The 18,156-nt window shown below is 72.9% G+C and carries 20 protein-coding genes and 1 tRNA gene; 7 read left to right on the top strand and 14 right to left on the bottom strand.

What is annotated here, in order from left to right; translation table 11 throughout:
* Nucleotides 1–43: 43 nt before the first annotated feature.
* Nucleotides 44–2,752: a pyruvate, phosphate dikinase gene (gene ppdK, locus N801_RS16265; protein WP_035940098.1), complete on the bottom strand. Its 2,709-nt coding sequence runs from the start codon at nucleotides 2,750–2,752 to the stop codon at nucleotides 44–46.
* A 183-nt stretch (nucleotides 2,753–2,935) separates the two neighbouring features.
* Between ppdK and N801_RS16270 the strand changes: the two genes are divergently transcribed.
* Genes N801_RS16270 through N801_RS16280 form a run of 3 tightly spaced genes read left to right on the top strand, consistent with a single transcriptional unit; the run spans nucleotide 2,936 to nucleotide 5,170 of the window.
* Entirely contained in the window at nucleotides 2,936–4,072 is a 1,137-nt protein-coding gene (locus N801_RS16270; RefSeq protein ID WP_052113222.1) for a metallophosphoesterase, read from the top strand.
* Between the two features lies 1 nt (nucleotide 4,073).
* Nucleotides 4,074–4,562 (top strand): hypothetical protein, encoded by a 489-nt coding sequence (locus N801_RS16275; protein WP_035940101.1) that lies wholly within the window; start codon nucleotides 4,074–4,076, stop codon nucleotides 4,560–4,562.
* Nucleotides 4,559–5,170 (top strand): DNA-3-methyladenine glycosylase I, encoded by a 612-nt coding sequence (locus tag N801_RS16280; protein ID WP_035940103.1) that lies wholly within the window; start codon nucleotides 4,559–4,561, stop codon nucleotides 5,168–5,170. The genes N801_RS16275 and N801_RS16280 overlap by 4 nt, the downstream gene beginning before the upstream one ends.
* Here N801_RS16280 and N801_RS16285 read toward each other — a convergent pair.
* On the bottom strand, nucleotides 5,161–6,393 hold the full coding sequence (locus tag N801_RS16285) for a GNAT family N-acetyltransferase (RefSeq protein WP_035940105.1): 1,233 nt from the start codon (nucleotides 6,391–6,393) through the stop codon (nucleotides 5,161–5,163). The two genes, N801_RS16280 and N801_RS16285, sit on opposite strands and share 10 nt — an antisense overlap.
* Before the next feature lie 32 nt (nucleotides 6,394–6,425).
* Between N801_RS16285 and N801_RS16290 the strand changes: the two genes are divergently transcribed.
* Nucleotides 6,426–7,247: a dienelactone hydrolase family protein gene (locus tag N801_RS16290; protein ID WP_035940107.1), complete on the top strand. Its 822-nt coding sequence runs from the start codon at nucleotides 6,426–6,428 to the stop codon at nucleotides 7,245–7,247.
* Between the two features lie 3 nt (nucleotides 7,248–7,250).
* Here N801_RS16290 and N801_RS16295 read toward each other — a convergent pair whose 3' ends face one another.
* The 6 genes from N801_RS16295 to N801_RS16320 all read right to left on the bottom strand — a co-directional run bounded on the left by N801_RS16295 (nucleotide 7,251) and on the right by N801_RS16320 (nucleotide 10,102).
* A complete protein-coding gene (locus N801_RS16295) occupies nucleotides 7,251–7,907 on the bottom strand; it encodes a hypothetical protein (RefSeq protein ID WP_035940109.1) in 657 nt (218 codons plus the stop codon).
* 114 nt (nucleotides 7,908–8,021) lie between these two features.
* Nucleotides 8,022–8,094, bottom strand: a tRNA-Ala gene (locus N801_RS16300).
* 77 nt (nucleotides 8,095–8,171) lie between these two features.
* Nucleotides 8,172–8,852, bottom strand: coding sequence for a histidine phosphatase family protein (locus N801_RS16305; RefSeq protein ID WP_245618486.1), 681 nt, complete (start codon nucleotides 8,850–8,852; stop codon nucleotides 8,172–8,174).
* A complete protein-coding gene (rsfS, locus tag N801_RS16310) occupies nucleotides 8,849–9,229 on the bottom strand; it encodes a ribosome silencing factor (RefSeq protein ID WP_035940111.1) in 381 nt (126 codons plus the stop codon). The genes N801_RS16305 and rsfS overlap by 4 nt, the downstream gene beginning before the upstream one ends.
* The gene (gene nadD, locus N801_RS16315) at nucleotides 9,216–9,869 is read right to left on the bottom strand and encodes a nicotinate-nucleotide adenylyltransferase (RefSeq protein ID WP_169744286.1); all 654 of its coding nucleotides are present in this window, start codon (nucleotides 9,867–9,869) and stop codon (nucleotides 9,216–9,218) included. Before nadD ends, rsfS begins: the two co-directional genes overlap by 14 nt.
* Complete coding sequence (locus tag N801_RS16320; RefSeq protein WP_035940115.1) at nucleotides 9,866–10,102, bottom strand: hypothetical protein; 237 nt, start codon at nucleotides 10,100–10,102, stop codon at nucleotides 9,866–9,868. Before N801_RS16320 ends, nadD begins: the two co-directional genes overlap by 4 nt.
* A gap of 507 nt (nucleotides 10,103–10,609) precedes the next feature.
* Between N801_RS16320 and N801_RS16325 the strand changes: the two genes are divergently transcribed.
* Both N801_RS16325 and N801_RS16330 read left to right on the top strand, forming a co-directional pair.
* Nucleotides 10,610–11,629: a glycosyltransferase family 2 protein gene (locus N801_RS16325; RefSeq protein ID WP_052113223.1), complete on the top strand. Its 1,020-nt coding sequence runs from the start codon at nucleotides 10,610–10,612 to the stop codon at nucleotides 11,627–11,629.
* A complete protein-coding gene (locus tag N801_RS16330; RefSeq protein ID WP_156996828.1) occupies nucleotides 11,626–12,147 on the top strand; it encodes a hypothetical protein in 522 nt (173 codons plus the stop codon). Before N801_RS16325 ends, N801_RS16330 begins: the two co-directional genes overlap by 4 nt.
* A gap of 15 nt (nucleotides 12,148–12,162) precedes the next feature.
* Here the strand turns inward: N801_RS16330 and N801_RS16335 are convergent, their stop codons facing one another.
* Nucleotides 12,163–13,482, bottom strand: a complete 1,320-nt coding sequence (locus N801_RS16335) for a glutamate-5-semialdehyde dehydrogenase (protein WP_035940120.1) — start codon at nucleotides 13,480–13,482, stop codon at nucleotides 12,163–12,165.
* 108 nt (nucleotides 13,483–13,590) lie between these two features.
* On the opposite strand from N801_RS16335, the gene pdxY reads away from it, so the two are divergent.
* Nucleotides 13,591–14,445 carry a pyridoxal kinase PdxY gene (gene pdxY, locus N801_RS16340; protein WP_245618487.1) on the top strand — a complete coding sequence of 285 codons (855 nt, stop codon included), beginning with the start codon at nucleotides 13,591–13,593 and terminating at the stop codon, nucleotides 14,443–14,445.
* 28 nt (nucleotides 14,446–14,473) lie between these two features.
* On the opposite strand, the gene proB is transcribed toward pdxY, so the two are convergent.
* The 5 genes from proB to N801_RS21420 form a co-directional block, all read right to left on the bottom strand.
* Nucleotides 14,474–15,601 (bottom strand): glutamate 5-kinase, encoded by a 1,128-nt coding sequence (gene proB / locus N801_RS16345; RefSeq protein ID WP_052113224.1) that lies wholly within the window; start codon nucleotides 15,599–15,601, stop codon nucleotides 14,474–14,476.
* A 3-nt stretch (nucleotides 15,602–15,604) separates the two neighbouring features.
* On the bottom strand, nucleotides 15,605–17,140 hold the full coding sequence (gene obgE / locus N801_RS16350) for a GTPase ObgE (RefSeq protein ID WP_035940124.1): 1,536 nt from the start codon (nucleotides 17,138–17,140) through the stop codon (nucleotides 15,605–15,607).
* A gap of 119 nt (nucleotides 17,141–17,259) precedes the next feature.
* Nucleotides 17,260–17,529 carry a 50S ribosomal protein L27 gene (gene rpmA / locus N801_RS16355; protein WP_035940126.1) on the bottom strand — a complete coding sequence of 90 codons (270 nt, stop codon included), beginning with the start codon at nucleotides 17,527–17,529 and terminating at the stop codon, nucleotides 17,260–17,262.
* A gap of 35 nt (nucleotides 17,530–17,564) precedes the next feature.
* Nucleotides 17,565–17,870 carry a 50S ribosomal protein L21 gene (gene rplU, locus N801_RS16360; protein WP_035940128.1) on the bottom strand — a complete coding sequence of 102 codons (306 nt, stop codon included), beginning with the start codon at nucleotides 17,868–17,870 and terminating at the stop codon, nucleotides 17,565–17,567.
* Between the two features lie 104 nt (nucleotides 17,871–17,974).
* Nucleotides 17,975–18,156 (bottom strand): hypothetical protein (locus N801_RS21420; RefSeq protein ID WP_211254749.1); only part of this gene is annotated, 182 nt, incomplete at its 5' end.

Here is an 18,156-nt window from a genome sequence, read left to right on the forward strand (position 1 = left end):
CCCCGCGGTGGGGCGCCCCGGCGCTCGGCCGCCCCACCGCGCCTCAGGCGGTGGCGTCCTCGCGGTTGAGGGCCGCGGCCCGCCCGGCCTCGAGGCGCGCGATCGGCACCCGGAACGGGCTGCACGACACGTAGTCGAGCCCGGCGTCGTGGAAGAAGTGGATCGACTCCGGGTCGCCGCCGTGCTCGCCGCACACCCCCATGTGCAGGTCCGGCTTCGTGGACCGGCCTCCGGTCACGGCCGAGCTGACGAGCGCCCCGACCCCGTCCGCGTCGAGGGTCTCGAACGGGGAGATCGTCAGCACCCCGTTCTCGAGGTAGTCGGCGAAGAAGGCGCCCTCGACGTCGTCGCGGGAGAACCCCCACGTCGTCTGGGTGAGGTCGTTGGTGCCGAACGAGAAGAAGTCGGCCTCCTCGGCGATGCGACGCGCGGTGAGGGCCGCGCGGGGCAGCTCGATCATGCAGCCGATCGGGAGGTCGAGCTCGGTCCCGGCCGCGGCGCCGACCTCGGCGAGGATGCCGAGCGCCTCCTCGCGGATGATCTGCAGCTCGCGCACCGACCCGACCAGTGGCACCATGATCTCGGGCCGAGGGTCCTTGCCGGCCTCGCGCAGCCGCACCGTCGCCTCGGCGATGGCCCGGATCTGGAGGGCGAACAGGCCGGGGATCTTGAGGCCGAGCCGCACGCCGCGCAGGCCGAGCATCGGGTTCTGCTCGTGCATGCGCTGGACGGCCGCGAGGAGCCGGACGTCGCGGGCATCGGCCCCGCCGTCGGCGTTCGCGAGCGCCACCTTGACCGCCAGCTCGGTGAGGTCGGGCAGGAACTCGTGCAGCGGCGGGTCGATGAGCCGGATCGTCGTCGGCAGCCCGTCCATGGCCTCGAGCAGCTCGACGAAGTCCTCGCGCTGGAGCGGCAGCAACGTCTCCAGCGCGGCGAGGCGCTCCTCGTCGCCCTCGGCGAGCACGACGTGCTCGATGTGGACCCGTCGGTCACCGAGGAACTGGTGCTCGGTGCGGCACAGCCCGATCCCCTCGGCGCCACGGGCCCTGGCCCGGCGGGCGTCGTCGGCGTTGTCGGCGTTGGCGCGCACCCGCATCCGGCGCACGGCGTCCGCGTGCCTCATGACCCGGTCGACGGCCTGCAGCAGCTCCCGCATCGCGTCGTCCTCACAGGCGGCGAGGCCGGCCTCGAGCCCGTCCGAGACGTAGCGCATGACGGGCGAGTCGACGACGGGCACGTCGCCGAGGAAGACCTCGCCCGTGGTCCCGTCGAGGGCGATGACGTCGCCGGGATGCAGCACCCGCCCGGCGACCCGGACCTCCTTGGCCTCGACGTCGACGTCGATCTCCTCGGCGCCGACGACCGCGGTCGTGCCCATGCCCCGGGCGACGACGGCCGCGTGCGAGGTCTTCCCCCCACGTGCGGTGAGGACACCGGACGCGACGATCATCCCCTGGAGGTCGTCGGGGTTGGTCTCGCGGCGGACGAGGATGACGCTGGCCCCCGCCTGGGTGCGCTCGAGCGCCTGGGCGTTGTCGAGGACGATCTCGCCGACGGCGGCACCGGGCGAGGCGGCCATCGCCGTCGTGAGCAGCTCCTTGGCGGCGTCACCGTCGAACTGCGGGAAGAGCAGCTGGGAGAGCTGGGCCCCGGTGATCCGCGAGATCGCCTCGTCCATGGTGATGAGGTTCTCGTCGACGAGCTGGGTGGCGACCCGGAACGCGGCGGCCGCGGTCCGCTTGCCGACGCGGGTCTGCAGCATCCACAGCTTGCCGCGCTCGATGGTGAACTCGATGTCGCACAGGTCGCGGTAGTGGGTCTCGAGGCGGCGCATGGCCTGGAGCAGCTCCCCGTAGGACGTGGGGTCGAGCTGCTCGAGGTCGGCCAGCGGCAGCGTGTTGCGGATGCCGGCGACGACGTCCTCGCCCTGGGCGTTGGACAGGTAGTCCCCGTAGAGCCCGGAGTGCCCGGTGGAGGGGTCGCGGGTGAACGCGACGCCGGTGCCGGAGGTCTCGCCGAGGTTGCCGAAGACCATCGTCATGACGTTGACGGCGGTGCCGAGGTCGTTCGAGATGCGCTCGCGGCGGCGGTACAGCCGGGCCCGCTCGGTGTTCCACGAGCCGAAGACGGCGGCGATGGCCATCTCGAGCTGCTCGCGAGGGTGCTGCGGGAACTCCCGACCCGTCGCGTCCTGGACGATCCCCTTGAAGGTGGTGACGAGGTCCTGCAGGTCGTCGGCGCTGAGGTCGACGTCGGTGCTCGCACCGACGGCCGACTTCTTGTCGTCGAGCGCACGGGCGAAGAGGTCGCCGTCGATGTCGAGCACGGTCTTGCCGAACATCTGGATGAGGCGCCGGTAGGAGTCCCACGCGAAGCGGTCGTCACCGGAGAACTCGGCCAGGCCCTTGACCGAGGCGTCGTTGAGCCCGACGTTGAGCACCGTCTCCATCATCCCCGGCATGGAGAACTTCGCGCCCGAGCGCACGGAGACGAGCAGCGGGTCGTGGAAGTCCCCCAGGCGCCGGCCGAGCGTGTCCTCGATCTCGCGCAGCGCCATCGTCACCTCGACGCGCAGCTCCGGCGGGACCTCGCCGTCGCGCATGTACGCCCGGCACGCCTCGGTCGTGATGGTGAACCCGGGCGGGACCGGCAGGCCGATCTTCGCCATCTCGGCGAGGTTGGCCCCCTTGCCGCCCAGCAGGTCCTTCTGGCCCATGTCGCCCTCGGCGAACCGGTACACGTACTTCGGCATCACGCCTCCTGTGCTTGCGCGCCACGTCGTCGTGGCGCTCGCCGTCACCGGTGTGGCGACGCCGTCGCTCCCCACCGTACGGAGCGCCGGCGTCGCGCACGGGGGACCTTGGGCCCGCGTTCAGGGGACCCACATCCCCGCGTGCGACCATGACCCCTCCATCATGACGACCCGGGATCCCGTGTGCTGACCTTTGCCCTCATCGCCCTGACCGTCCTCGGGCTCCTCACCTTCTGGCTGCACCGTCGGCTCGTCGCCGCACCGCGCTGGTCGACGAGATGGCGGTATGCCGGGAGCGCCCTCATCGTGGCGCTCACCGCTCTCGCGGTGGTCGCCGCCGCCGGCGGGCTCCGCTGGGGCACCGCCGACGACACCCGCCCGGTCGCCTGGGCCGCGCTCACCTGGCTCGTCGTGGCGATGTACCTCGTGTTCGTCCTCGCCGCGGGGCAGGTCGTCGCCGCCGTCGTGTGGCTCGCCACCCACCGGGACCGCCGACGAGGGGTGCTCGCGCGGTTCAACCGGATCGTCGCGGCGGTGGCCCTGGTCGCGGCCCTGGGCACGACGGCATACGGGCTGTTCGAGGCCCGGGACCCCGTGATCACCCCCACGACGCACACCTCCGCCGCGCTCCCCGCCGGGTTCGACGGGACGACGGTCGCGCTCGTCACCGACCTCCACGCCGGCGTCGTCCACGGCTCCGACTTCGCCACCAAGGTCGTCGACCGGGTCAACGCCGCGAAGCCGGACATCGTCGTCCTCTCGGGTGACGTGGTCGACGCACCGTTCGAGCGGCACCGCGCCGAGATCGCCCCGCTGGCCGACCTCGAGGCGCCGCTCGGGGTCTTCGCGGTGACCGGCAACCACGAGATGTACACCGGGTCGACCGCCGAGTGGGTCGCCGAGTGGGACCGGCTCGGGATCACGGTGCTCGCGAACGCCTCGCAGACCCTCACCGTCGGCGGGGAGTCGATCCGCATCGCCGGGATCCACGACCGCGAGGGCACCGGCGAGTTCGCCCCTGACCCGGGCCGCGCGCTCGCCGGGACCGAGGACGGGTTCACGCTCTACCTCGCGCACCAGCCGGTCATGGCCTCGGAGTCGGGTGACCGGGGCGTCGACCTCCAGCTGTCCGGTCACACCCACGGTGGCCAGGTGTGGCCCGGGCAGCTCATCGTGCCGCTCCAGCAGCCCATGGTGGAGGGGTATGCCGTCGTCGACGGGGTCCCCGTCATCACGAGCCGCGGGGCCGGCACCTGGGGTCCGCCGGTGCGTGTCGCCGCCCCACCGCAGATCCCGCTCATCACCCTGAGGAGGGGCTGAGGTGGCCCCCGGCGGCACCGCGCTCGGCGCCCCCCGCTACCGGTCGGTGGTCCGGCCGCACCGGGTGCTCGTCGCCGTGGGCGCCGTCGTCGCCGCGGTCGGCGTCGTGTCCGGCCTGCTCGTCGCCAGTCTCGGTGGCTGGGCCGTCGCCCTCGGACTCCTCGTCGTCCTCGCACTCGTCGGCCTCGGCTGGCTCATCGCCCGCGGGCCCGTCACGGTCGTCGTCACCGACCGGGCGATCCGCGTCTCCTACCCGCTCGCCCCGCGCACCATCCGCATGGACGACGTCACCGACGTCGGCGCCGGTGACCACGTCGACGGGGTCGGCTGGGGCTGGGGACTGCGCTGGGAGGGCCGCGGCAAGTGGGCCTACCGCGTCGGCGGGCCCATGGCGACCGTCGTGCACCGTCGTGGCCGCATCGGCGTCTCGGTGGAGGACCCCCACGAGTTCGTCGAGGCCGTCGTCGCAGCGCGGCAGGGCCTGACGTGAGCGAGTCGGGTGTCGTCCTCGGCGACGACGGCCTGGCCCGGCCCGCCTGGGCGTCGGTCGACCCCCTGCTGCGGGACTACTACGACACCGAGTGGGGCGTGCCGGTCCGCGACGAGCGTGGCGTCTTCGAACGGCTCTCGCTCGAGGCGTTCCAGTCGGGGCTGTCGTGGGCGACGATCCTGCGCAAGCGGCCCGCCTTCCGGGAGGCGTTCGCGGACTTCTCCCCCGACGTCGTCGCCGGGTTCGGTGACGACGACGTCGCCCGCCTCATGGACGACGCAGGCATCGTCCGCAACCGCGCCAAGGTCCACGCGACCATCCAGAACGCCCGGGCGACGCTGGGGCTGCGCGAGGACCCGGAGGGCGACCTCGCGGCATACGTGTGGTCGTTCCGTCCGGCGACCACACCCGTGCCAAGGACCCAGGCCGACGTGCCCACGACGTCACCGGAGTCGCTCGCGCTCTCGAAAGGGTTGAAGCGCAAGGGTTTCACGTTCGTCGGGCCGACGACGATGTTCGCCCTCATGGAGGCGATCGGCATCGTCGACACCCACCTCGTCGGCTCGCACCGCCGGGCGACCTCGGGCGTCTGGCCGGATCAGAAGTAGTCGCGGATGTGCGTCGGACGCGAGAGCCCGAGCGCGTCCCACAGGCCGAGGTCGGCGCCCGTCCCGTGGGCCGTGGCCAGGCCCTCGGCGACGACACGCTGCAGCGGCAGCACCCCGCTCCACGTGAGCGCCAGCCCGCGCGACGAGAACGTCGTCGCTGGTGCCTCGGTGCTCGGCTCGCACCGCGCTTCTCCCCCGCCGACCTCCAGGCGGTAGGTCCCGTCGGTGCCCCCGTGGGCGTCGCCGGCGACCGCGAAGACCACCGAGCCGCTGACCCCTGCCGCGGGCCGGACCGCGCGGAACGCGGCGGGGACGTCGAGGACGCGCAGCATGTAGGGCGAGCGCTCGACGACGGTCGTGGCCGTCACCGGGAGCGCGAGCGCCAGCTCGTCGGTGCCGCTCGTCTCGAGGTGTGCCGTCGGGGTGACGGCGGCGAAGCTCCCGAGCACCCCCAGGAGGGCGTCGCGGGCGGGACCGGAGGTCCAGACGAGGTCCTCGGCGCCGATCCGCGCCTCGGGACCGTAGCCGGGCCCGCGCCGCCACGACACGAAGCCCTGCACGGTGTCGTCGGTGTCGAGGGCGAGCGTCACGCCGGTGAAGCTCGACAGCCAGGCCGCCGCGTCGGCGGGGAACATCACCCCGTCGCGGGTGAGCGGGCCGTTGCGCTGCGCACCCCACCGGTCGTAGCACTCCCGCACCGCGTCGACGTCGCCCTCGGTCGCCCTGCGGGTGCGTATGCCGTCCGCCCGCCCGAGGCGCTGGAGCGCGGCCGTCGGGACGGAGACGGTCGTGAGCTCGGCCACGAGCTCGTAGCCGAAGCGGCGGTAGATCCCGGGCGCGGTGGGGAAGAGGGTGGAGATGACCGCGCCCTGCCGCCGGGCCTGCGCGAGGATCTCGTCCATGAGCGGGGTGAGCAGCCCCTCACCGCGACGCTCGGCAGCGACGGTGACCCCGGCGATCCCGAAGGTCGCCACCCTCCCGCCGTGGAACCAGCTGTCGTAGGGCCGCCCGTTGAGCTTGGCGACGAGGTCGTCACCCTCGAACGCGCCGAGCGCGACGATCCCCTCGGGCGGCCACGGCGGTGCCGGCTCGGTCGGCGCGACGGACGGCGGCCCGGCGGGTGCCGGCCCGGCGGGTGGCCCGGCGGGTCGCTCGCCGAAGGCCTCGGCCCCCAGCCGCAGGCTCGCGTCCATGTCGTCCGGGCCGAGTCGTCGCGTCGTCACGTGCTCATCGTGCCAGCGTGCATGATGCCTCCATGGCCGACGACGCGTACCCGGACTTCTCCGTCGAGCGGTTCGAGCGCTCCGGGGTCAGCCGTCGCGTGCTGCGGTCGGGCCGGGGTCCCGCCGTCATCGTCATCTCGGAGATCCCCGGGATCACGCCGAGCGTGCTCCACTTCGCCCGCCGGGTGCGGGACATCGGGTGCACCGTCGTGCTGCCGGAGCTCTTCGGGGTCACGGGTCGCGACGTCGACCCCGACACGCACGGGAGACGCACCACCGTCGCCACCCTGGCGCGCGCGGTCGGCCAGGTCTGCGTGAGCCGCGAGTTCACGCTCCTCGCGACGCACCGCACCTCGCCTGCCGTGCCGTGGCTGCGCCGGCTCGCCGCGGCCGAGCACCAGCGCTGCGGCGGACCCGGTGTCGGCGCCGTCGGCATGTGCGTCACCGGTGGGTTCGCGCTCGCCATGGCGACCGACGAGCGGGTCCTGGCGCCGGTGCTCGCGCAGCCGTCCCTGCCGCTGGGGCTCACCCGGGCGCAGCGTTCCCCCATCGACATCTCCCTCGACGACCTGGCCGCGGTGCAGCGCCGGTGCGCCGCCGGCCTGTCCGTGCTCGGGCTGCGCTTCGCGGGGGACCGGATCTCACCGCCGGCTCGCTTCTCGTACCTCACCCGCGTGCTCGGCGAGGCGTTCGTCGCGGTCGAGCTCCCCGACCACTCGGCGAACCCGGAGGCCCTCATGTCACCGCACTCCACGCTCACCGAGCACCTCGTCGACGAGCCCGGCCAGCCGACCCACGCCGCGCTCGAGCAGGTCCTCGACCTGTTCCGCACCCGCCTGCTCGCGCAGGCCTGACCCTCACGTCCCGGAGGGGAAGCGCACGTCCTTCAACCGCGGCGAGAACAGGTGCCGCGCGACCTCCATCTGGAGGCCGAGCCAGAGCAGCCCGGCTCCCCCCGCGGCGAGCGCCGTGAGCCACGTCGACCCGTGCGCCGCCGTGGCGACGAGTCCGCCCAGGGTGCCCGCGACGAGGGTGTTGATGACGATGACGAAGAACGTCGTGCTGCCGAGGATGTGGGCGAGCATGGGGCGGCGGTTGCCCAGGGTGTAGGTCGCCATGAGCCCGTCGTGGTCGTCATGGGTGGACGCCGTGAGGAACGGTCCGATCTCGGGTGCCAGCTCGACGTAGGCCGCCCGCAGCCGGTTCATCCCCCGGATGAGCTGGGCGTCCTCCTGGCTGGCCAGGGCCACCCGCAGGGCGGTGAGGCTGCCGACGACGAGCGACGCGGCGGCGAAACCGATCGCCAGCCCCAGCAGCGAGCGGTCGAAGCCCACGCCCTGGGCGACGAGCGCGAGGACGACGAGGAAGGCCGACATCACGGTGAGCAGGATCGAGATCCGGCTCATGATCTCGCTCCACGTCATCGAGCGGGTGCCGAGCAGGCTCCAGTGCTCGGTGGCGAGCAACGTCGCGAGCTCGGGTCGCGGCCTCGGCTCGTCGGGGTCGACCTCCATGCGAACCTCCTCACCCGGCACTCCCCCGAGTGTCCCCTCGCGCCGCCCAGCGCGCCAGAGCGGGAAACGCAGCAGGACCGGACACCGTGGTGTCCGGTCCTGCTGATCCTGGGGTGGAGCTGAGGGGATTCGAACCCCTGACCCCTTCCATGCCATGGAAGTGCGCTACCAACTGCGCCACAGCCCCGAGTCGCCCCGGTGGGACGTCCCCCTGCGGGGACTGCGGAAGTCTACGACGGGCCTCACCGAGCGACCAAATCGGGGTCAGGCGACGGGGCCGTGGGCGTCGAGGGAGGCCGCCGCCGACTGGTTCCACGTGTGGATGCGCCACCCGGCCCGACCCTCGACGAGCTCGGCCCAGTGGCAGTTGCCCAGGCCACCGAGCGCGATCCAGGCCGTGCGCTGGTCGAGCCCGACGAGGTCGGCGGCGAGGGCGCGGCCCGCGACCCCGTGGGTGGCGATGACCGCGCACTCCCCCGCCTCGAGCCCGACGAGCAGGGCGTCGACCCCGGCGCGGCACCGGGCCGCGACGTCGGCGACGGACTCGCCGTGACCGCCCCGCTTGAAGTCGTCACCGCGGAGCAGCCGGTCCATGTCCTCGGGGTAGCCGGCGCGCACCTGCTCGCCGGTCAGCCCCTGCCAGGCACCCGCGTGGATCTCGCGGAAGCGTTCGTCGGTCGTGAGCGGTATGCCGTCCACCCGGGCCACCGTCTCGCCCGTCACCCGCGCGCGGGACAGGTCGGAGGCGACGACGCGCACGGGCCCGAAGGCCGCGAGCGCACGGGCGGCGGCCACCGCCTGCTCGACACCCTGCTGGGACAGCGGTGAGTCGAGCTGGCCCTGCCAGATCCCGGCGGCGTTGTGGCTGGTCTCGCCGTGCCGGAGCACGATGAGGCGGCGCGGGGAGTCCTTGGCCATGACGCGGGCGTTGGGCCCGAGGGTCACCGGCCGCCCTGCTCGGTGCCGACGGCACCCAGGTCCACCTCGGGGCAGTCCTTCCAGAGGCGCTCGAGCTCGTAGTACTCGCGCTCGTCGTCGTGCTGGACGTGCACGACGATGTCGCCGAAGTCGATGAGCACCCAGCGGCCGTCGCGCTGGCCCTCGCGGCGGACGGGCTTGGAGCCCATCTCCCGCAGCGAGTCCTCGACCTCGTCGACGATGGCGCCGACCTGGCGCTCCGTCTCGGCGGAGGCGATGACGAAGATGTCGGTGATCGCGAGCTGCTCGCTCACGTCGATGCCGACGATGGTGGTGGCGAGCTTCTCGGCGGCCGCGTGGGCGGCGGCGCGAGCGAGCTCGAGGGAACGGTCAGTGGCTGGCACGGGACTCCTCGGCATTGGCGGGCGCGTCGGACGACGGACCCGGTCCACCGGCATACAGGTGGTGTTTGTTGATGTACTGGACGACTCCGTCGGGCACGAGGTACCAGACGGGCTCACCGTCGGCGACGCGCTGACGACAGTCCGTCGAGCTGATCGCCATGGCCGGCACCTCCTGGAGGGTGACACCGTCCTGCGGCAGCCCCGACTCGGACAGCTCGTAACCGGGGCGGGTGACCCCGATGAAGTGCGCGAGGTCCCAGAGCTCGTCGACGTCCTTCCACGACAGGATCTGGGCCAGCGCGTCGGCGCCGGTGATGAAGAACAGCTCGTCGTCGGGGTGCTGCTGGCGCAGGTCCCGCAGCGTGTCGATCGTGTAGGTCGGCCCGGCGCGGTCGACGTCGACCCGGCTCACCTGGAATCGCGGGTTGGACGCGGTCGCGATGACCGTCATGAGGTAGCGGTGCTCGGCCTCGCTCACCACCCGCTCGGCCTTCTGCCACGGCTGGCCGGTCGGCACGAAGATGACCTCGTCGAGGTCGAAGTGGGACTGCACCTCCGAGGCGGCGACGAGGTGACCGTGGTGGATGGGGTCGAACGTCCCACCCATCACGCCCAGGCGGCGTCGTCGGTCTGCGCTCAGTGCTCACCCTTGTCGTGCATCGTGCCACCGTGGGCGTGCGCGACGTCGGTCGAGTGGTGGTCGTTGCGCTCGGTCGGCGGGGTGTGCCTCTGCGCCGTCCCACGGAAGGCCCACAGCACGGCGAGGAGCAGGGCGAAGGAGGCCAGGGCGAGGACCCCGAAGGCCCAGGGGGGCATCGGGAGGTCGTGCTGGGCGGCTTCCTCGGCGAGGACACGAGCGGCGTGCGACGTCATGGGGGGCAGCCTACCGTCACCGTTGTCCACCGGCGTTGTCCACAGGCCTGTGCACGGGAGCGTGGCGGAGGGCCGCTTCCTGTGGACGACACGCGCGGGCGACACCGTTCGCCGAGAAACTTGCGGATCATGTTGCGCCACAGGACCTCTGGGGGATAGACAGGACCCCACGGACATCCGCTCCGGGCCGTTCGGGTTCGCTCGAGGACCGGAGTGGTGTCAGGTCGAAGGAGAACGGCTGTGCCTCGGTCCCGGAAACGGGACCGGCTGGGGGTGACCCCTGACGCGAGCGACGTCGCGGGGCGCACCGCGGCCGACGGCCAGAGTCGAAGTTCGCCCCGGTCCAGCCGGGACGACGCCACTGTCGCGTGGCCCCCTCGGCGGGTTCGCCCGCCGGGAACGACCGGCTCACTCGACGGGCCTGGCCCCGAGCCGGAGGCCCCCGACCTCATACGTCGGGGGCCTTCGGTGTGCCCCGGAACGCGACCGCCGATTACGCTGAGGCCCATGTCCGCGCCCGGCTCCGCCATCACGCTGAGCATCGTCATCCCGATGTTCAACGAGGAGGCCGTCCTGCCGCTCCTCGTCGAGAGGCTGCGCCCGCTCGCGGACGGGCTGCGGACGGCATACGAGGTCGTGGCGGTGGACGACGGCAGCAGCGACGCCACCCCGGTCCTGCTCCAGCGCCTCCGGCGCGACTGGCCCGAGCTGCGGGTCGTGCGGCTGCGCGCCAACTCGGGCCACCAGGCCGCGATCTCGGCCGGGCTGCAGCGGGCGCGCGGCGACTTCGTCGTCACCATCGACGCCGACCTGCAGGACCCGCCCGAGGTCATCGCCGAGATGCTCCGGGTCGCGCGGGAGCAGGGCGTCGACGTCGTCTACGGCGTCCGGGAGGACCGCTCGACCGACACCGCCTTCAAGCGCCACTCGGCGGGGCTGTTCTACCGGGCCATCCGCCGCCTCGCCGACATCGACGCCCCCGTGGACGCCGGCGACTACCGCCTCATGTCTCGCGCCACCGTCGACGCGATCAACTCGCTGCCCGAGCACAACCGCGTCCTCCGGTTCGTCGTCCCCGCGCTGGGCTTCCCGTCCGCGTCGGTCGGCTACACGCGGGAGGTGCGGGCGGCCGGCACCTCCAAGTACCCCCTCGCCAAGATGCTCCGGCTCTCCGTCGACTCGGTGACCGGCTTCTCGCTCACCCCGCTGCGCTTCGCGACGTGGCTGGGGCTGCTCGGCGGTCTCGCCGCGCTCGGGGTCCTCGCGTATGCCGTCATCGCGCGGATCCTCGGCCACGCCCTCCCCGGCTGGACCTCGACCGTCGTCATCGTCGCGGCCGTGGGCGCCGTGCAGCTGCTCGCCCTGGGCATCCTCGGCGAGTACGTCGGGCGGATGTACGGCGCGATGCAGGCCCGGCCGACGTACTTCGTCGCCCACGACTCGCTCGAGGGGGCGCACCCCGCCCAGCCCGTGCACCCCGCGCACCCCGGGCACGGCAGCGCCGAGAACCCCGCGCGCCGACCGTGAGCGGACGGGTGCGGGGCGGGGTCGCCGTGCTGCTCGCCGTCCTCGTCTGCGTCACCGCGTGGGGGGTGCTTCGCGACGGCGACCCCGAGCAGCCGCAGCAGACCACCGCCCGCACGCCCGACGGGGCGCTGACCTTCGCGATGCCCGCGACGTGGCGGACCAGGGCCTGCCCCGCGGACGAGGGCGACTGCCTGCGCGTCACCTCCCCCGACATGACCGAGGCCGAGGCCGCCACGGTGGCGTTCCTGCCGCCCAACCCGGTCGAGGGCACCCCGGTCGACGCGCTCGTCAACCCGGGCGTCACCGTCCCCGGCAGCACCTCGGTGACCGTCGACGGGCTGCCCGCCACCCGGCTCGACCCCGACGAGCAGCAGGGTCAGGACGCGATCCTCGTCGCCGGACGGGCCCGCACCGCGGTCGGATCCACGTTCATGGTGCTGTGCCCGGTCGGCGGCGATCCCGAGTCCTCGCGGGCGATGTGCGACCAGATCCTCCGCACGCTCAAGGTCACGCGCTAGGCGCGCTCGACCCGGTCAGCGGATCTGGCCGTCGCCCTCGACGATCCACTTGGTCGTCGTCAGCTCGGGCAGCGCCATCGGCCCGCGGGCGTGGAGCTTCTGGGTGGAGATGCCGATCTCGGCGCCGAACCCGAACTCGCCCCCGTCGGTGAAGCGGGTCGAGGCGTTGACCATGACGGCGGCCGCGTCGACCTCGGTGGTGAAGCGGCGGGCGGCGGCACGGTCCTCGGTGACGATCGCCTCCGTGTGCCCGCTCGTGTGGGCGTGGATGTGCTCCAGCGCCGCGTCAAGATCCGGGACGACCGCCACGGCCATCTCCAGCGCGAGGTACTCGGTGTCCCAGTCCTCCGCCGTCGCCGGGACGTGGGGGGTGCCCGCCGACTGCGCGACGCCTCCGGCTGCCGCGTCCGTGTGCAGCACCACGCCGGCCTCGGACAGCGCCGCGAGCACCCGCGGCAGGAAGGTCTCGCGCAGGGAGGCGTGCACGAGGAGGGTCTCGGCGGCGTTGCACACGCTGGGCCGGTGGGTCTTGGCGTTGACGGCGATCGCGAGCGCCTTGTCGAGGTCGGCGGCCGCGTCGACGTAGACGTGGCAGTTGCCGACCCCGGTCTCGATGACCGGCACGGTCGACTCGGTGACGACCGTCTGGATGAGGCCCGCTCCCCCGCGCGGGATGATGAGGTCGACGAGGCCGCGGGCGGTGAGCAGGGCACGCACGGCTCCACGGCCCCCGTCGAGCAGGCCGATGGCGTCGGCGGGCAGGCCCTGCGCCTCAAGCGCCCCGCGCATCGTCCCGACGAGCGCCCGGTTGGTCGACTCGGCCGCGGAGCCTCCCCGGAGGATGACGGCGTTGCCGGACTTGAGGGCCAGGCCGGCGGCGTCGACGGTGACGTTGGGGCGGGCCTCGTAGACCATCCCGACGACCCCCATCGGCACCCGGACCTGGCGGATCTGCAGCCCGTTGGCCAGCGTGGAGCCACGCACCACCTCGCCCACCGGGTCGGGCAGGGCGGCGATGTCGCGCAGGGCGCCGGCCACCGCCGCGAGCCGCTCGGCCGTCAGCGTGAGGCGGTCGACGAGCCCCTCGTCCATGCCGCCGCGGCGACCGCGCTCGATGTCCTCGGCGTTGGCGGCGACGACCTCGTCGGTCGCCGCGTCGAGGGCGTCGGCGAGGGCGCGCAGCGCCGCGTCCTTGTCCGCCCGGCTCAGCAGGGCGAGCCGCCGGGACGCCACCCGGGCGCGGGTCGCGAGGGCGGCGACGCGGGCGACGTCGTCGGTGCTGACGGGAGCGGTGCTGACGGGAGCGGCGCTGACGGGGGTGGCGGGCGCGGACATGGGTCAAGCGTAGGTCGCGCCCCCCGGCTTGCGTCTGCGTGGATGGTGAGGTTCCTGACCATCCACGCAGACGCAGGCGGTCTGACGGGTGGTGCGAGGATGGCGGGCGTGACGACGATCCTCTCCATCCAGTCCTCGGTCGCCTACGGCCACGTCGGCAACAGCGCGGCGGTCTTCCCGCTTCAGCGGCTCGGCGTCGAGGTGTGGCCGGTGCACACGGTGAACTTCAGCAACCACACCGGCTACGGCGCCTGGCGCGGGCCGCTGCTCGCCGCCGACGACGTCCGCGAGGTCATCACCGGCGTCGAGGAGCGGGACGCGATGCCCGAGGTCGACGCCGTCCTCTCCGGCTACCAGGGCGGCGAGGCGATCGGCGACGTCATCCTCGACGCGGTCGCGCGGGTCAAGGCGGCCAACCCGTCGGCGATCTACGCGTGCGACCCGGTCATGGGCAACGCGACGTCCGGCTGCTTCGTGCACCCCGCCATCCCCGTGCTCCTGCGCGAGCGGGTCGTGCCCAAGGCCGACCTCATCACGCCCAACCAGTTCGAGCTCGGTTTCCTCACGCAGACCCAGCCGGAGAGCCTCGAGGACACCCTCGCCTCGGTCGAGCGGGCCCGCGAGATGGGGCCCTCGACCGTGCTCGTGACCTCGGTCCTGCGCCCCGACCGGCCCGAGGGCACCATCGAGATGCTCGCCGTCCACGGCGACGGCGCCTGGATCGTGCAGACCCCCCAGCTGCCGATGAAGGCCAACGGCTCCGGCGACGTCACCGCCGCCCTCTTCACCGCGCACCTCCTCGAGACCGGCGACGCGGGCGTGGCCCTCGGCCGGACGGTGTCGAGCGTGTTCGACCTGCTCCAGCGCACCCTCGACTCCGGGCGGCGCGAGCTCCAGCTCGTGCAGTCGCAGGAGGAGATCGCCCACCCGCGGATGCAGTTCGAGGTCCAGCAGCTCGGCTGAGGGCGCCCGCCCGGGGTCGAGGGTGCGCTCAGAGCATGACGAGGTCGTCGCGGTGGATGACCTCGCGTTCGTACGCCGCGCCGAGGTCGCGGGCGAGGTCGTGCGTGCTGCGGCCGAGCATCGGCGGCAGCTCGTTCGAGGAGTAGTTGACGAGCCCGCGGGCGATGGCCCGACCGTCCGGCGCGCACACGTCGACGGGGTCCCCGCCGCTGAACGTCCCCTGCACCTCGACGATGCCGGCCGGGAGCAGCGACGTGCGCCGCTTCGTCAGGGCCGTGACCGCACCGTCGTCGACGACGAGCCGGCCACGGGCGGTGGTGGCGTGGGCGATCCACAGCTGCCGTGACGCCCGCGAGCGGGACTGCGGCGCGAACACCGTCCCCACGTCCTGCCCCGACAGGGCACGACCGGCGTCCGCGAGGCGGGACAGGACCGTCGGTATGCCGGCCGCCCCCGCGATGCCGGCCGACTCCACCTTGGTGGCCATGCCGCCGCTGCCGACCGAGCTGCCGGTGCCGCCGATCTCGATGCCGTCGAGGTCCGCGAGCGAGAGCACTGCGGGGATGCGGGAGGAACCGGACCTCGAGGGCGGGCCGTCGTAGAGCGCGTCCACGTCCGTGAGCAGGATGAGCGCGTCGGCACCGACGAGGTGCGAGACGAGGGCGGCCAGCCGGTCGTTGTCACCGAAGCGGATCTCGTGGGTGGCGACGGTGTCGTTCTCGTTGACGACCGGGACGATGCCGAGGTCGAGCAGCCGAGTGAGGGTGCGCCGGGCGTTGGTGTAGTGGGTGCGCCGCGTGACGTCGTCGGCCGTGAGCAGCACCTGGCCGACGGTGAGGTGGTGGGCGGCGAACGCGCGGGCGTAGGCCGCGACGAGCGCGCCCTGCCCCACCGACGCCGCCGCCTGCTGGGTGGCGAGGTCACGGGGGCGGGAGCTGAGCCCGAGCGGCCCGAGGCCGGCGGCGATCGCCCCCGAGGAGACGAGGACGACCTCGCCCCCGCGCGCCCGCACCGCCGCGAGGTGGTCGACGAGCGCGACGAGGCGGGACTCGTCGATGGCCCCGCCGCCGGGACCGGTCAGCGAGGACGACCCGACCTTGACGACCACGCGCCGCGCCTCGCCGACGGCAGCGCGGAGCAGCGCCTCAGTGCCCACCGATCACTCGTCGGTGTCGTCGCCGCGGACCGTGGCCCAGTGCCCGGCCTTGCGTTCGGCGGCGAGCTGGTCACGAGCGGCCGTCTGTGCGTCCTTGCGGCCGTGGAACTCGTTGCGCTTCTCACCGCGAGTCTTGCGGTCGTTCTCGCCGAGGCGCAGGTCGGTGCCACGCGGGCCGGTGAGCAGCTCGGCACCGGCGGCCATGGTGGGCTCCCAGTCGAAGACGACCGAGTTCTCCTCCGGACCGATGACCACGGTGGACCCGGCGACGGCGCCGGCCTTGTAGAGCTGCTCCTCGACGCCGAGACGGTTGAGCCGGTCGGCGAGGTAGCCGACCGCCTCGTCGTTGGAGAAGTCGGTCTGGTGGATCCAGCGCGAGGGCCGGTCCCCGAGGACGCGGAAGATCTCGCCGTCGGAGGTGTTCTCGCGCTTGACGGTGAAGCCCGTGTCGTCGACGGCCTTGGGCCGGACGATGGCGCGCGGCCGCTCCACGACGAGGGCCTCCATCTCGGCCCGGGCCGCGGCGACGTGCTTGGCGAGCGAGAAGGTCAGCTCCTTGAGCCCGATGTGGGCGACGGCACTGACGATGTGCACCTCGAGCCCGCGCGCCTCGAGGTCGGGCTTGACCATCTCGGCCAGGTCACGCGCGTCGGGCACGTCGGCCTTGTTGAGGACCACGATGCGGGTGCGCTCGGAGAGCGGCCGGCCACCGAGGCTGTTGTCGGGCACGTAGGCGGCGAGCTCGGCCTCGATGACGTCGAGGTCGCTCATCGGGTCGCGGTTCGGCTCCAGCGTCGCGCAGTCGACGACGTGGACGAGCACCGAGCAGCGCTCGACGTGGCGGAGGAACTCCAGGCCGAGTCCCTTGCCCTCGCTCGCGCCGGGGATGAGGCCCGGGACGTCGGCGATGGTGAAGCGGGTCGAACCGGCCGTGACGACACCGAGGTTGGGGATGAGCGTCGTGAACGGGTAGTCGGCGATCTTGGGCTTGGCCGCGCTCACGACCGACACGAGCGAGGACTTGCCGGCGCTCGGGAAGCCGATGAGGGCGACGTCGGCGAGCGACTTGAGCTCGAGCACGATGTCGAGGGACCCCCCGGGCTCACCGAGCAGGGCGAAGCCCGGAGCCACGCGGCGCGCGGAGGCGAGCGCCTTGTTGCCGAGCCCGCCGCGGCCACCCTGGGCGACGACGAACGTCGTGTCGTGGCCGACGAGGTCGGCGAGGACCTCACCCGAGGCGTTCTTGACGACCGTGCCCTCCGGGACGGGCAGCACGAGGTCGGCGCCGTCGCCGCCGTTGCGCTCGTCGCCGGCGCCCGGCTTGCCGTTGGCCGCGCGGCGGTGCGGCGTGTGGTGGTAGTCGAGCAGCGTCGTCACCTGCGGGTCGACGGCGAGGACGACCGAGCCGCCCTTGCCGCCGTTGCCCCCGTCGGGTCCGCCGAGCGGCTTGAACTTCTCGCGCTTGACCGAGGCCACGCCGTGCCCGCCGTCACCGGCCGCGACGTGCAGCTCGACGCGGTCCACGAAGTTGACGGCCATGGGGGTTCCTCTTTCGACAGGCAGGCGTGCTGGGGGTGAAGTCTACGGCGAACTGAAAAGCGCCCGTATGCCGTGCGGTGAGCACGCGGCATACGGGCGCCTTGGTGGTGACGCTGGGGTCACGACGCGGAAACGGTCTCCGCGGGAACGATGTTGACGACCTTGCGGCGACGCCGGGTCCCGAACTCGACGTTGCCCGCGACGAGCGCGAACAGCGTGTCGTCGCCACCGCGGCCGACACCCTCACCGGGGTGGAAGTGCGTGCCGCGCTGGCGGACGATGATCTCGCCCGCGTTGACGAGCTGGCCGCCGAAGCGCTTGACGCCGAGTCGCTGGGAGTTGCTGTCGCGACCGTTACGGGTCGAGGACGCACCCTTCTTGTGTGCCATGTCTGCCTACCTTCGTGAGTCTGTGGACGTGACGCTCAGGCGTCGATCGAGGTGATCTTGACCTGGGTCAGCGGCTGGCGGTGGCCCTGACGCTTGCGGTACCCGGTCTTGTTCTTGTACTTCATGATCGTGATCTTGGGGCCCTTGGCGGCCTTGAGGACCTCGGCCTTGACGGACACCTTCGCCAGCTTCGCGGCGTCGGAGGTGATGGTCGAGCCGTCGACGACGAGAAGGGGGGTCAGGTCGATGCTGTCGCCGTCCTGGCCGATCTTGTCGATGAGGAGGATGTCTCCGACGGAGACCTTCTCCTGACGACCGCCTGCGCGAACAATCGCGTACACAGTGGAACTCACTTTCGGTTTCAGGATGCGCTCGCTCTGGTGACCGGCCAATAGCTACCCCATGACACAGGACATCGGCTCGGTGGGCGCACCGACGGTCTAGGTTAGCGGTCGCCCTCGGGCTGGTCCAAATCCGTGGCCCTGGGCGGGCCGGCCGGTGCGACGACGCGGCCACGCTTGCGGCGCGCGCGCACGACCGGCTGGTCGATCGGTGCGGGTGTCGCGGCGACCGGCGGTGCGGACACCACCGGCGGGGCCTCCTCGGCGGCGGCCACGGCAGCGGCCT

The organism is Knoellia aerolata DSM 18566 (genome assembly GCF_000768695.1).
In the GTDB taxonomy this organism is placed as follows: Bacteria; Actinomycetota; Actinomycetes; order Actinomycetales; family Dermatophilaceae; genus Knoellia; species Knoellia aerolata.

What these genes read in the sequence shown, in the direction of transcription:
- ppdK (WP_035940098.1), bottom strand. Translation starts at nt 2,752, where the DNA reads ATGCCGAAGTACGTGTACCGGTTCGCCGAGGGCGACATGGGCCAGAAG.
- N801_RS16290 (WP_035940107.1), top strand. Translation starts at nt 6,426, where the DNA reads ATGGCCGACGACGCGTACCCGGACTTCTCCGTCGAGCGGTTCGAGCGC.
- N801_RS16295 (WP_035940109.1), bottom strand. Translation starts at nt 7,907, where the DNA reads ATGGAGGTCGACCCCGACGAGCCGAGGCCGCGACCCGAGCTCGCGACG.
- N801_RS16320 (WP_035940115.1), bottom strand. Translation starts at nt 10,102, where the DNA reads ATGACGTCGCACGCCGCTCGTGTCCTCGCCGAGGAAGCCGCCCAGCAC.
- N801_RS16325 (WP_052113223.1), top strand. Translation starts at nt 10,610, where the DNA reads ATGTCCGCGCCCGGCTCCGCCATCACGCTGAGCATCGTCATCCCGATG.
- N801_RS16335 (WP_035940120.1), bottom strand. Translation starts at nt 13,482, where the DNA reads ATGTCCGCGCCCGCCACCCCCGTCAGCGCCGCTCCCGTCAGCACCGCT.
- obgE (WP_035940124.1), bottom strand. Translation starts at nt 17,140, where the DNA reads ATGGCCGTCAACTTCGTGGACCGCGTCGAGCTGCACGTCGCGGCCGGT.
- rpmA (WP_035940126.1), bottom strand. Translation starts at nt 17,529, where the DNA reads ATGGCACACAAGAAGGGTGCGTCCTCGACCCGTAACGGTCGCGACAGC.